Source organism: Rhizocola hellebori, from assembly GCF_016862955.1.
Lineage (GTDB): Bacteria > Actinomycetota > Actinomycetes > Mycobacteriales > Micromonosporaceae > Rhizocola > Rhizocola hellebori.
Genome location: NZ_BONY01000022.1, coordinates 130,319 through 143,550, shown reverse-complemented (window position 1 = coordinate 143,550; position 13,232 = coordinate 130,319). Strand labels below are relative to the sequence as shown.

The following is a 13,232-nucleotide window of genomic DNA, read 5'->3' as shown; positions in this document are numbered from 1 at the left end:
CGCGCTCGCCTTCACCGCGCTCGCCTTCACCGCGCTCGCCTTCACCGCGCTCGCCTTCACCGCGCTCGCCTTCACCGCGCTCGCCTTCACCGCGTGTCTCGTCGGCTGGCATGCCTGGCCCTCGGCCCTTGGGCGGTCGACGCTCACGCCGGGAACGGCGTCGACACCACGTCCGCGGAACTGCTATCGGTCAGCACGCGTTTCACGTGAAACCGCTAACCGGCTGTAGGCATCGGCCAGCGCGCCAGCCGCCGCCCCGCTAGCCGGCCGTCCTCAATCTAAGGCGGCCGGGAACTACCGACCTCTCTTGAGACCCCGCTTTCCACTGCTCATCGTGGCCTGCTGCGGCCTGACCCAGACCTTCGGTTCGGCGGGCGTCGCAACGACGTCATTGTTTTGCTTTGAGTCGGCGAATTGTTCCCGGCCTCTCGGTCGAGCTGCCGAGGCGCCAATCATCGCGGGGCTTCTTTTTCGACACCGGTATCACGTGTTCCCAAATGCGGCCGCAATGCATTGGAGAGGTTGGCGCGCACAACGTGTGCATGCGTCGACTATGGGGGAGACGTAGAGACACAGCGTCGAGACAAGCGGTGACTGCGCCAAGGCTGCGGCCCAAGCCTCGACTTCGGCTGACCGTTCCAGAGCCACCCGGCATAAGTGGCAGACACGAACACTCGTGCGACTCGACCAGTCACAGCTTGAACTGCCATCGTGCAGGACAGGCCCGCCGGCTCTGCGACGGAAAAGACCGTCGCGACCTCATCCGCCGCGACTGCCGCCCCGAACACCAGCAAAGCCGACCCGCGAAGGCCCGAACACCAGGGCGACTTACAGTCAGATCTCCAACAGCCGGCGGCATCGCTCGTTCCGGTAGAAGCTCGGGTTTGGTATCGGCTGAGATGGCTTGCCGCCACTCGATCAGACGCGACATGAACCCAGGCGACAATCCTGGAACGCTCCAGTACCAATGCTCTGACCATTTGCTCCTCGCAAGGGCCTCGCTCCGCCTCGACAATCTGCTAGGCACCCCTCGACGCTCGCGCTGGGCACCCCCCTCGCCGAGGGGAAGCCTGGCACTCAACCTCCGGACCTGACTGCTTCTTCCGTTCTGGCTTAAAGAGGGACTACCGGCCCTATCGGTGCGACCGCAGTTCTGCTGTCTGCCCATTGGGCACGCCTCGTCAGAAGCTGCTCCGCCAGCCGCGGCAACACCGGCTGACTCGCTGTCCGTCGGCTGCTTCGCCGGGCAATGGGCTCTTCATCTCCGTCCGGGTGCCGCGCAACGCTGGTGGCACATCCAAGCCCGGCCCGAGACACAGCCCGCACTGTGGGGCCAGCGAGAAGCACGCCTCGTTTAGCCGAACAGCGACATGCATTTTGAGTGCCATCGGCACGTCAGCCAACGAACGCTCTATGCGCCTTGGGCCAGGCTCGATCCTTGCCGAGTTCAACCCCGGGCCATCCAACAACATGGCAGTCGCACCCAAGTCCCGAACCTATGGCGGGATTCGCGTGGCGCGGGTTAGAGATATGCGGCTCCAGAGTTGCGATACCACTCAGCCTCAACCACGGGCCACCCCCCGGGCGACTGTTGGGGGAGTCGATTCTGTTGAAGCTGCCCGGTGGCGCCAGCCTCGATGTGCTATCGCCATGAGACGGGTGTTGGGCCTTGGACTCCGGGCTCTTCATCGGCATCGGCACGAGACACCACTCGTCTCGCTCGGCAGGGTGGCCCCTGTCAACGCACGAATCGCCTATCACGCAAATGCTGAAGGGCGCTCGGCTAAGCCGCCGCATCGCGGCCAAAGGCGCACGCCTCCATAGCTGCTCATTACGACACGGCCTCTCGACAAGACAGGCGACCACTCGCATCAGTTCTACGCCGGTCTAGGCAACACTGGGGCTGACGAGCCGCTGCTCTATCGGACGAGGCGAACCAAGTATGTAGCGCTGGAAACGAGAAGGTGTGAACAGCGGGCATCCGGCTGGGATGTTGAGATTCCGCAGACGCATCGGAATCGTTCTCGACCTGTGGCAAGCAGACCCTCGCAATGTGAGGCAGCAGACCCTGCAGTCCTAAAGCGAAGCTGGCGCCCCGGCCAGACTCATCCTGTGCGGCCCACCTTCACTTCCATAAGACCGACTCACGGTATGGCTGTTGAGATCCTCCGCCGCGGGTGTCGGATGTCTCCACGTCCCGGGGCCGGCCGGCAAGGTCGTTGGAATTGCGACTTCGTGATAGCGAGGCCCGGTGGTAGGGCGGGCAACGCGATGCTCGGGACACGTTGGCACCCCCACCTATGGCGACTCCCAGCGCGGCGACGAGTATCGGCTCTGGCATTTGGTGTGGCCGGTTCGCCTGGAACCTCGCCCTGAACGAGACAGCCGCAGAGCCGTGGAGGGAGTGCATAGCTCCGCAGGTTTGTGGCGGGTCGTCCTTGTGGGCTGCCGGGCCTAACACCTTGGGCACATCCGTCATGGGCGCCGGTTGGGACGTCAGGCATGAGTGTGGCCAGAAGAGGGTGCGCCTCGAAGCACGCCACGACATTTGCTGCCGCCCAACCAGTGCCAGCTGCGGTTGCTGGTGCTCTTGTTTCACGTGAAACCACCTCAGCGCATTCCAACTGCAGGAAGGGCTTGGCCCACGGCCTCCGTGGTATCACTCAGGCGATACGATTCGCCGATCGTCCAGGCAAGGCGCGGATGATGCCGCGCGAGAAGCGAGTAACGCACCGCTGGAATGCTCGGCTGAATTGTGTTGTGGCCGGCGTTGCCTGGGCTCACGAGCTTCGCACTTCCAGCCTTGCGCTGTCCCGCCGCTCGGCGTGGTCCTATCGCCCGTTGCGATGTTTCACGTGAAACATCGCAGGGAAGGACGCCACGCCCGCTCCCGCGAGTTTGGATCCAGCCATCGCCGGAGCCGCCCATGCCGACTTATGCGAGCCGAGCCTCGAAGCCGTGATGTGACGTATGGGCCAGACAAACGCTGAGCCGGGAACCACGATACGACCGTGCGGACCTAGGTGAGCCTGAGGGGAGGCCGAGAGGGCCTCCCCTCAGATCGCCGAAACGGAAGACTGCTGCGCGGCGCCTGAGGAAACGACGTGCAGCTGCCCTGGTGCTCGCTCGATTGGGCGGCATGACGAGGACCGAAGTTGCCGGTATAAGCGCAAGCAGTGCCGGGCGCCGACTTCGACGCCGTGGCTCCTCTCAGCTCGCCCATTTGAAAGCTTGCGGCCGCCTATGGGCCGGACTGCTAAGAGGGCAAGGCGTCGAACTCTTTCGCCCCGCGGGCCTTGCCTCCTGCCGGCGAGCTTGGCTAGCAACGGTGTTGGATCCCCATGGCTCTCCCAGGTAGCGCGGCCATATGAACCCAACGATCGGTGATTAGCCATCGGCGTCGGCTCGCTATCGGCGCGTCTCACCTACGTCTGCTGCTCTGGCCACGTATGCGGCCAGAGTCCCGTCGGCAATACAGGTACTGGGGTAGCGGGGGGAGCCGTTACGCCGAGTCGTCCTTAGGCTGTCGTGCGGGATTACACGCAGGCGACTCAGCCTTGCCATGCAGCTCCCATGGCAGGGACACCGTCCATGGACTCCGATCTCATGCACGGAGGCGGGTCGAGCCAATGTTTCACGTGAAACCACAGAGAGACGGAGCATCAGCAGCCCGACTACCTGGCCCGCCCCCAGGGCCTCAAGTCTTGTCCCTGGAATAGGTACGCAACGGCGCAGGCTCGATGCCGTGCACGGGCAAGCCATGCATGCCCGTGCTCACGCCGTGCTGGGGCTGACCGTGCGCGCTCGATGCCGTGCATGGCACAGGCTAGGCGCAAGCCGTGCCGTAATCGAGCCTGGAGCTACACCTGGCACGGCCGAACACGGGCACACCAGCCGGCCGGCTCGGCGGCCAGGTCCAACAGACGGGCTTGATGTAGGGCGCCTGACAGATCGGCCAGCCTGGGTTGGGGCTCGTGGGTCCTCAAAGCCCAGAGTCCATCGCTCCACCACGGGAATGCAGGCCCCCTGCCCACGCCGGCCCGAGTTTGTTGCATCTAGCCCGCCTCCGGCACGAAATGCTGGGTTGGGCAAGCGCGGGGACAGCGGCATTGGGTGTCCAGCCGCGAGGTAGCTCTCACCCTCTGCCTGCGTTGGGATGGCCGATGTTTCACGTGAAACCATCCAGGTGTGGTGTCGGTCTTCGCCATCGACCGGGTCGGCGGTGGCCATCATCGCGGCGGTGTAGCACGGCAAGGGGCGGCTGGCTCAGCGGATCAGCGGCTCAGCGCCTCAGCGGAAACGCGAGAGCTCGGGCAGGGCATCGTCGGGCTTAGCCACATGTCCCTGAACGTGAGCGTGAAGCTCCAAACCACCGGGCAGGCGGCGACATCGCTGACATGGCCACCACGTGACGTTCGGAGGGCTCGACTTCGCTCGCACTTCGATGCTGTCGCCCGAGAGCTCCGACGGGCTTTAACTCCTCCGCTGTCGCTCCTCCTGCTTGGGGCAGCGTTCCCTTCTACTCCGACGAGTTGATGCGCAAATCAGGTGCTTGCGTCTGGGCTTGCCGCGCTAGGCACATGTTTCACGTGAAACATCGGGAAGTCGGGGAAGAGCTCCTTCCGGCCGCAACCGGAACCATGTTTCACGTGAAACATCGGGGCGCCATGGGGCATTGCCTTTAGTCTGAGCCGCGATGCTGCGGCATGCCGAGTCGGATGCTTCACGTGAAGCTATCGGGATGCCGTGGCGGCTCGCTTCTAATCTGAGCCGTGATGCTGCGGTGGTGTCGCGTCTGATGTTTCACGTGAAACATCGGCCAGTCCGCAGCCACCCGGGCTGTCGCCTTCGGATTAGCCATTCGCAGGGCCCAGGTTGGAGATTGCCCTCTACTCGACGCCTTTGGCACCCATCTCACAGGTACACACGCCAGCGCAATGGCCAGAGGAGAGCAGGCATACGAACGACCCGGCCAGAGAGCCGACTCGGCCGGCGCCGTCTACACCCCCGCGACTCCGGGCACGGCGAACTGCGGCCAGCGTCCAGACGCGGAACCGAGGTGCTCAGGGCTCACCTCCGAGAGAATGCCAGGGAGGCGCGGGCACAGGCGCGGGCACAAGCGCGGGCACAAGCGCGGGCACAAGCGCGGGCACAGGCACAGGCGGGCACAGGCGCGAGCGCGCGGGCAAGGGCACGGGCACACGCACAAGGCACGGGCACGGGCATGGGCGAGATGGCAACGCGACATGCACGCGGGAGCGGAGGGGAGGGGGAGTGTTCGCTACCAAGGCGCTGTGGACCAAGGGCCAGATGTTTCACGTGAAACATTCGAGGCCCAGTCAGGCGGTGAGACGGCGGCGCGACCGATGGCGCATTGACTCCCAGTCTGGCTGCTTGACGCCATGGGAAGCGGCGTCGCCTTACGGAGCGGTATTCGGCGGGTCCGCCAGGGACTGGGGGAGTTGGCCCGGTGGCTCAAGACGAGAAGCTCGTTGGACGGGGCGATGTTTCACGTGAAACCAAGATGTGGCGGGGGAGCAGTGCCTCCGCCTTGAATGCAGCTGACAACCATCTAAGGAGTAGCGCGACTGCCGCAGCCGTAACGGAGAACGAGGCCCATGTAGTGCTGCGCAAAGAGAGCCTGTGGCGCTGCACTACCGCTAGCCATTGCGACGACTGCTCTCCTAGTGCAGCAAACTGATTGCGTGCCCGCGGCGCGCTCGGCTCGGCAGGAACAGTGACCGCGGGTGCTTAGCGCCAGCTCCAAAGCGAGCGCTCGCAGGTCGCGCTGTGACTCGGAGGCAGCAGACCGAACATCCCGTGCGGCGAGTAGAAGTAGCGTGGCCTAGATGGGACTTCTTCCCCGCAAGGCGAGGCACGAGACTCGTGTCCTGGCGGGAACCTGGTGAATGGCATGCGCGCCCGCCGCGCCTAGCAGTTGGCGGGACGTCGGCACGACCGGGTTCTCGCCAGCACTCCACGCTGCATTGGAAGGTGGGCTGCGTCTGTCAAGGAGTGCAAGGGCGTTCCGCTGTCGCGACCGGGAACGGACCCGCTGGTATCTGGCCGAAGGGTGCGCCGGCCAGATACCTAGGCATCCGAAGAGGACCGGCGAAGCTGCGTGGCGCCGGCGGGGAGCGCGCAAGGGGATGGTGCTCCCGAGAACTTGGCAATTCATGGACCGCGGGCTTAACCCACGGACTTGCCACGCCTGACAGACCGCGATTGGCAATGCGGAGACGGCCAGCCAGCTCAGAGCCGAACGCGGCTCGGGGAACCACGGAAGGGACCTAGTGGCGTCTTCATGGGGTGAGTTCCGGCATGCGGGCTTGGACCAGCGGGGAGGGTCATCGGAGCAGAGTTATGCAGCCGAGCTACTTGGCCCGGCCGTGCTGCTGGGAAAGGTGGGGCTATTGGAGGAGCCACAAGCCGGCAACTCAGGGCTCGAAGCGCTTGGTGGATAGCACGAGCCAGAGCTGGCGTTCAGGAGATTGGTGCCCTAGACCCCATGGAGCGCCCGAGCGGATAGCCCCCTGGAACAACACTGCTGGGCAGTGAACGCCCGATGGGCGCATGCGCATAGCTAGCTGCAAAGCGAAGGGGCTTGGGTTTCGCACTTGAGGAGCGGCCTAGGTCCTTGGGGAGGGCGTCGTTGTAGGGGATCGCCCAAAGTCGGCCTCTTGCTGCCAAGCGAGTGGGGATGGCGAACTGGTGGTCCTAGTCGCGACTGGCCGAGCCGATTAGCAGGCTGACAGGGGCTCCCGGGGAGGTCAGGCCGTGGGCGAGTTCGATCGGCTTGACGCAAATCCAAAAGGTTGCGTCGCGGACAGGCGAGTCGTAGCGCAGCAGCTCCCGCGATCGCGAGTGCAGATGGTCCTGCGTGGACCGCCCGGGGCAATGGCTGCGGTCTGTGGGCTGTGGCTTCACGTGTAGAACGCAAACGCCGAAGCCGCTTGGTTCTGAAGAAGGTTTGGCGCGTCAAAGGACCCCCGCCCGCAAAGGACCACGAGCCCGTGCGGGCCGCGAAGTCGGCGCGGGCGGAGGTGCGGCTGGACCGAAAGTACCCCTAGCCGCCGGGGCCACCATGGCAGGGCCGAGCACGGCCGAACAGGCGCCGGCGGGACGGAGCGGCGCAGGAGCGCGATACACAAGCGAGCTTAGGGAGTCAGCGTGGAGACGGGAGCTCGCAACGGGCTCACGGTGACGTCGCTGTTGGTTTGCGAGGAGAGGCATCCGGTCGGGGGGCTACATGGGAGGCAAGCCGGAGAAGGGACAGAGCGAAGCCGTGGCAGGAGGCGGGGGGCAAAAACAATAGTCGCGATGTTTCACGTGAAACATCGCGACTATGAGAGGACGTGCAGCTATTGGCGCTCGACTCCGATGATGCCAACGATTCGCTCTAGGTCGTCGACCGTGGCGAACTCGATGGTGATTTTCCCTTTGCTCCGGCCGATGTCCACCTTCACCCGGGTGTCGAACCTGTCCGACAGCCGGTCGGCTAGATCTGACAGGGCGGGGGCGTGGGGCTTGGCACGGCGCTTCTGCGCGGCCTGCTTCGCGGCGCCATCGGAGAGTGCCAGCGTCACCAGTTCCTCGGTGGCGCGGACCGACAGTCCTTCCGCGACGATGCGGGTGGCGAGCTGCTCTTGCGACGAGGAGTCGTCGAGGCTGAGCAGAGCCCGGGCGTGCCCGGCGGAGAGAACCCCGGCAGCCACACGACGCTGAACTTGAGCCGGCAGGTTCAGCAGCCGGATGGTGTTGGAGATCTGAGGCCGGCTACGGCCAATCTTTCGGGCAAGCTCGTCATGCGTAGCGCCGAACTCTTCGAGCAACTGCTGATACGCGGCAGCTTCTTCGAGCGGGTTCAGTTGTGCCCGGTGGATGTTCTCCAGCAGCGCGTCCCGCAGCATGTCGTCATCGCGGGTATCGCGGATGATGGCCGGGATCTGTTCCCGGCCGAGCGCCTGGGCCGCCCGCCAACGGCGCTCACCCATGACTAGTTCGTACTTGTCCGGGCTCATCTCGCGAACCACGATGGGCTGGAGGAAGCCGACCTCCTGGATCGAGATTTTGAGCTCGTCCAGCATCTCGTCGTCGAAGACCTGCCGAGGCTGCTTCGGGTTGGGAACGATGCTGCCAACAGGAATCTCGAGGAACCGAGCACCGGGTACCGGCTGGAGTTCCTGACCACCGCGCTCGACCGGGGCCGGCTGGCTGGGAACCGCCGGGACAACGATCGGCTCGGCGACCACAGCAGCGGGCTGCTGGCTGGGGGCGGCCGGGCCGGTGGGGATGGCGGGGCCAGTGTGTGCCGGCGGGGGAGCGGAGGGAGGTGCAGTGGGGATGAGAGCTCCCAGACCACGGCCAAGACCGCCCTTAGACCGTGCAGGTGCACCGCTCATGCCGCAACCTCCCTACCGCGGCAGCCGCCGGTGAGGGCGAGCTTGTTCATGCCGCAACCCCAATCTTCGCCCCGCGTTCAGCGATCTCCTGCGCCGCCTCGAAGTAGCTGGTGGCACCCCGTGAACCTGGATCGTAGGTCATGACCGACTGGCCGTAGCTCGGTGCCTCCGAGACACGGACGTTCCGGGGAATGACAGAGGTCAATACCTTGTCGCCGAAGTGGTTTCGCACGTCCTGTTCCACGGCGTCGGCCAGCCGGGTACGGCGGTCGTACATCGTGAGCAGAATGGTGGAGACCTCAAGCTCGGGGTTGAGGTGTGCCTTAACTAGGTTGATGTTATTGAGGAGCTGGTTCAGCCCTTCAAGCGCGTAGTACTCGCACTGAATCGGGATGAGCACCTCTTGCGCCGCCACGAGCGCGTTAACGGTCAGCAACCCGAGCGAAGGCGGGCAGTCGATGAAGATGTAGTCGAACTCGCCGGGGTAGCCGTTGATGGCGCGGCCCAGCCGCGACTCACGGGCCACCACCGAGACAAGCTCGATCTCGGCGCCGGCGAGGTCGATGGTCGCCGGAACACAATGGAGGTTGGGGATGCCCTCGACAGCCTGAGCGACATCGGCCAGCGGCACGTTGTCGATAAGGCAGTCATACACGTCGGGTACGCCGGCGTGGTGGGGCACATTCAATCCCGTGGACGCATTGCCCTGCGGGTCGAGGTCGACGACGAGGACTCGGTTGCCGTGCAGCGCCAATGCCACGGCCAGGTTCACGGTGGAGGTTGTCTTCCCAACGCCGCCCTTTTGGTTCGCCACGCACATGACGCGTGGCCGGTTCGGGCGCGGCATGGTCACCTCACCGCTCGGATTCAAGATTTGCACGGCGCGCATCGCCTCCATAGCCAACGGTGGGTCCTCCGAGTCACTGTCTACGGTCCCGTCTCCATCGGACGGACCGTACGTAGTTGGTGTCCCAGCCGACAAGGGCGGCTGAGGACGTGGTGAGGGGGGTCGTGGCGTTGGCGCCATCGAGGGCGTAAAGCCCGACGCGCCAGGAAGCACCGGGGGTACGCCCTCGGCGCTGCCGCCACCGGCCGAGGCGACGGGGAGGCTTTCCGGGGAAATGGATGCGCCAGCTGAGAAGGGGACGCTCGCCGCAGACGAGCCAACGCCGTACCAAGCTGATGTTTCACGTGAAACCACGCCACCTACACGGGCATCGCCAAAAGAGCGCGACGCTCCGTTATAGAGGCTCCTTTGTGGAGTCATACCGTATTCGTGCACCGTCTCATCCCTGCCCGCATTGGATCGGATGGTTGCGCCGATCGGCCGCTTCGCCGCTCCAATCGCGGTAGAGCGGAGTGCCCCTACGATATCGACGCCCGGCCAGCCTACGGCCGCCGGGCCTAACACGCCAAGAGAGGTCCTCTTGGAAGCCATTCGGGATGGGACAAACAGCATCAGCCCGGGCACTAAAACGAGTCGCCCGCCGTACTTCACCCGATCGGAGTGGCTCGGCCATCCGAGCATCGTGTCACCGCCCCCGTTACCTGAGGCGCTGACGTCGCCCCTTTGCTGCCTGGCGCACGACATCTCGTTCCCGCGTGACGTCGACCACGGTCGTCGGCGGGTCGATCAGGCCGACGCCGCAGAGCCGGATGGATGCCGGTCCGCCTCCGAGCCGAGTCAACACCGCTCGATGCATATCAATTTCTTCCGAAGCCGACGCGCCTTTCATCGCCAGCATCCGGCCACCAACCTTGGCAAGCGGCAGACACCATTCGGCGAGCCGATCCAGGGGAGCCACGGCACGAGCGGTGACGACGTCAGCGCGATGCCGCCCCACCTGTTCTTCGGCGCGTCCTCGCACGACGGTGACCTGGTCGGTCAGTTCGAGTGCTGCCACCGCTTCGTCAAGGAAAGCGGTACGTCGTGCAAGTGGCTCGACCAGAATGACCGAGATATCCGGTCTAGCCACAGCCAGCACGATACCCGGAAGTCCTGCGCCCGAGCCCACGTCAATGACCGTGGCGTCGGGCGAAATCAACTCGCTGACCACCGCGCAGTTGAGCAGATGCCTTTCCCAGAGCCGCGGTGCCTCCCGCGGGCCGATCAGTCCACGTAGGACACCCTGCGTCTCGAGGAGACCGGCGTAGGAAACGGCGAGGCCGAGGCGATCGTTAAAGACCGCCTCGGCCGCTTTCAGAGAATCTTCTGGAACGCTCACTCCGAGGGCCGGACCACGATCCGACGGTTGGGCTCGACCCCTTCGGATTCGCTTGCCACGCCTTCGCTCGCGTTCACCACGTCGTGGACGCACTTGCGCTCGAAAGCGGACATCGGCTCGAGCCGCACCGCTTCGCCGTGCTGCTTCACCTTGTCGACCGCGTTGCGAGCCACCAGGGCGAGCTCTTTGCGGCGCTGGTCCCGGTAGCCACCGACGTCGAGCAGGAGCCGGCTGGGTTCACCGGTCTGCTTGAAGATGGCCAGGCGGGTCAGCTCCTGAAGCGCCTCAAGGGTCGCCCCCCGCGGCCCGATCAGCGACTGCAGCTTGCTGCCGACAACCTCGACCACTGGGCGCCCGTTTGAGACGAGCTCGTCGATGTCACCATCGGCGTCGAGAATGTCGAGCAACCCTTCGACATAGTCGGCGGCGACCTCACTTTGGCGGAACAGGTCGGCGTCGCTAAGCGCCTTACGTTTGGGCGCCTCTTCGTCGGACTCCTCTTCGCCGTCGGCTTCGTCGACCGGGAGGTCGGCAAGCTCTTCGAGGTCGAGGCGCTCGGTCTGATCGGTCACGTTCTTCTCCGATTGGTGGTGTTGCTTACTTACTTCAAGTCAGGAGACGTTCTTCTTCACCGTCTTGCGCTTCCCAGTGGTGGGCTTGGCGGTGGTGGGCTTCGCGCCGGCGTCGGGCTTAGCGGCAGTGCTGGGCTTCGGTGCGGTGGTCGGCTTCGCGCCCACCTTCGGGGCGAGCGCCTTGGCCAGCTCCGGGTCGAGCGGGGCCTTGGGCTCAGCCTTCGCGCCGCCCACCCTCGGCGGCGGGTACTTCTTCAGCACCCACATCTGCTGCCCGAGCGAGAACAGGTTGGAGGTCGTCCAGTAGATGATCAGACCGAGCGGGAAGGCGACAGCCGAGATGATCAGAGTGGCCGGGATGCCGTACAGCATCAGCTTCTGCATCATCTTCTGGGTCGGGTCCTCGGCCCAGCCGGTCTTGAGGATCATCTGGCGGCTGGTCATGTAAGTGGTCGCGATCATGACGACGCCGAGCACACCGCAGAGCACCGCGGCAAAGCCGCCCGCGCCGAAGGTCGCGCCGATCGAGACACCGAACAGCTTCGCCGCGGCGCCGCTGTCGAACTGAGCGACGGTCCAGCCGTAAAGCTCCTTGTTGCTGGTGCCGGTGCCGAGACGCTTGATGATGTGGAAGACGCCCAGGAAGATCGGCATCTGGATCAGCAGAGGAAGGCAGCCCATCAGCGGGTTGGCCTTCTCCCGCCGGTAGAGCTCCATCATTTCCTTCTGGAGCGTCTCCTTGTCACCCTTGTGCTTCTCCTGCAGCGCCTTCATCTGCGGCTGAAGCGCCTGCATGGCTCGCTGGGATCGGATCTGCTTCACGAAGAGCGGGAAGATGATCACCCGGACGGTGATCACAAGAAAGACGATGGCCAGCACCCAGTCCCAGTTGGTACCGAGCCAGGTGCCGTCGATGCCGATCTTGTCGAACAGCGAGTGCCAGGCGAGCATGATCCACGAGATAACCCAGTAGATCGGCCCCATCACTATTCCCATGAGGGTGTTGCTCCAGTCGCTTCAGTCCGGCCAGGCGGCACAGGGTCATATCCGCCCGGATGGAAGGGGTGGCAGCGCCCGATCCGCCGGACCGCGAGCCAGAAACCCTTCAGTGCGCCATGGCGCGTGATCGCCTCCAGCGCGTAGGCGCTGCAGGACGGGTAGAACCGGCAGCGGGCCGGAAGGCCCGGGCTTACCCAACGACGGTACGCGATGATGGGAAGCGCCAGCACACGACCGGCCAGTGTCGTGGGTCGCGCATTGGCGTTCATCGTGGGCTCCGCTGCCGTGCCGCCGCTTCAAGTGCAAGATCCAAATCGATAGCCATTTGTCGGTACCCAACAAAAGCCGTCCCAGGCAAAGCACGAACCACCAGCATGGAGCCGGGTGGAAGCTTGCCAACGCGTTCGGCCACCAGGTGACGAAGGCGACGCTTGACCCTGTTACGGACAACCGCCCCACCCACGGCTTTGGAAACGACGAAACCCGCCTTTGTCGGCTCGTCACCAACTTGGGCGGGTTGCGTGAGGTGCACCACTACGCTGCCTCGGCTCGCGCGCCTTCCGCCGCGCACCGTGGTGGCGAAGTCCCCACTCCGCCGAAGCCGGTGTGCTGCTGGCAGCATGTAGCTCCCTAGGTGTTTAGACCGCCAGGCGGGCGCGGCCCTTGCCCCGGCGCGAAGACAGGACAGCGCGGCCGGCGCGGGTGCGCATGCGCAGCCGGAAGCCGTGGGTCTTCGCGCGCCTGCGGTTGTTCGGCTGATACGTGCGCTTGCTCACGTCTGGTTCTCCTGGGGTCTGCCCGCCGGATACGCGGGAATAGTTATCTGCTGTGCGGGCACACCGTAGCAAATGCTCGATGAGACGGCACAACCGGTCCAGCCTACACGCCTGATAAGGGCAGGCCAACATCTGCTTTCTCGCCGATACCCAGCGTGACCCTGTGGACAGCTGTGGACGCCTGTGGATAACCCTGTTAGCGTGCCGTGGTACCGGATCTGTGGGGGACTCCAGGAATCGCGGCTGCGGCGGAAAAAC

9 protein-coding genes are annotated in these 13,232 nt (G+C 64.9%); 1 reads left to right on the top strand and 8 read right to left on the bottom strand.

What is annotated here, in order from left to right; genetic code table 11:
- A partial coding sequence (locus tag Rhe02_RS19870) for a pentapeptide repeat-containing protein (RefSeq protein ID WP_373320655.1) occupies positions 1-210 on the top strand: 210 nt, incomplete at its 5' end.
- 7,151 nt (positions 211-7,361) lie between these two features.
- Here Rhe02_RS19870 and Rhe02_RS19865 read toward each other — a convergent pair.
- The 8 genes from Rhe02_RS19865 to rpmH form a co-directional block, all read right to left on the bottom strand.
- Entirely contained in the window at positions 7,362-8,402 is a 1,041-nt protein-coding gene (locus Rhe02_RS19865) for a ParB/RepB/Spo0J family partition protein (RefSeq protein WP_203909756.1), read from the bottom strand.
- A gap of 46 nt (positions 8,403-8,448) precedes the next feature.
- Positions 8,449-9,462 (bottom strand): ParA family protein, encoded by a 1,014-nt coding sequence (locus Rhe02_RS19860; protein ID WP_373320657.1) that lies wholly within the window; start codon positions 9,460-9,462, stop codon positions 8,449-8,451.
- 484 nt (positions 9,463-9,946) lie between these two features.
- Positions 9,947-10,627, bottom strand: coding sequence for a 16S rRNA (guanine(527)-N(7))-methyltransferase RsmG (gene rsmG / locus Rhe02_RS19855; RefSeq protein ID WP_203909755.1), 681 nt, complete (start codon positions 10,625-10,627; stop codon positions 9,947-9,949).
- Positions 10,624-11,199 carry a Jag family protein gene (locus tag Rhe02_RS19850; protein ID WP_203909754.1) on the bottom strand — a complete coding sequence of 192 codons (576 nt, stop codon included), beginning with the start codon at positions 11,197-11,199 and terminating at the stop codon, positions 10,624-10,626. The genes rsmG and Rhe02_RS19850 overlap by 4 nt, the downstream gene beginning before the upstream one ends.
- A gap of 39 nt (positions 11,200-11,238) precedes the next feature.
- Complete coding sequence (gene yidC, locus Rhe02_RS19845; RefSeq protein ID WP_373320654.1) at positions 11,239-12,195, bottom strand: membrane protein insertase YidC; 957 nt, start codon at positions 12,193-12,195, stop codon at positions 11,239-11,241.
- Complete coding sequence (gene yidD, locus Rhe02_RS19840) at positions 12,186-12,428, bottom strand: membrane protein insertion efficiency factor YidD (protein WP_373320656.1); 243 nt, start codon at positions 12,426-12,428, stop codon at positions 12,186-12,188. Before yidD ends, yidC begins: the two co-directional genes overlap by 10 nt.
- A 35-nt stretch (positions 12,429-12,463) precedes the next feature.
- Positions 12,464-12,820, bottom strand: coding sequence for a ribonuclease P protein component (rnpA, locus tag Rhe02_RS19835; protein WP_203909752.1), 357 nt, complete (start codon positions 12,818-12,820; stop codon positions 12,464-12,466).
- 16 nt (positions 12,821-12,836) lie between these two features.
- Positions 12,837-12,974 (bottom strand): 50S ribosomal protein L34, encoded by a 138-nt coding sequence (gene rpmH / locus Rhe02_RS19830; RefSeq protein ID WP_120317612.1) that lies wholly within the window; start codon positions 12,972-12,974, stop codon positions 12,837-12,839.
- Positions 12,975-13,232 lie beyond the last annotated feature (258 nt).

Excerpts from the sequence above, each read along its gene's own strand:
- Rhe02_RS19865 (WP_203909756.1), bottom strand. The coding sequence starts at position 8,402 with ATGAGCGGTGCACCTGCACGGTCTAAGGGCGGTCTTGGCCGTGGTCTG.
- yidC (WP_373320654.1), bottom strand. The coding sequence starts at position 12,195 with ATGGGAATAGTGATGGGGCCGATCTACTGGGTTATCTCGTGGATCATG.
- rnpA (WP_203909752.1), bottom strand. The coding sequence starts at position 12,820 with ATGCTGCCAGCAGCACACCGGCTTCGGCGGAGTGGGGACTTCGCCACC.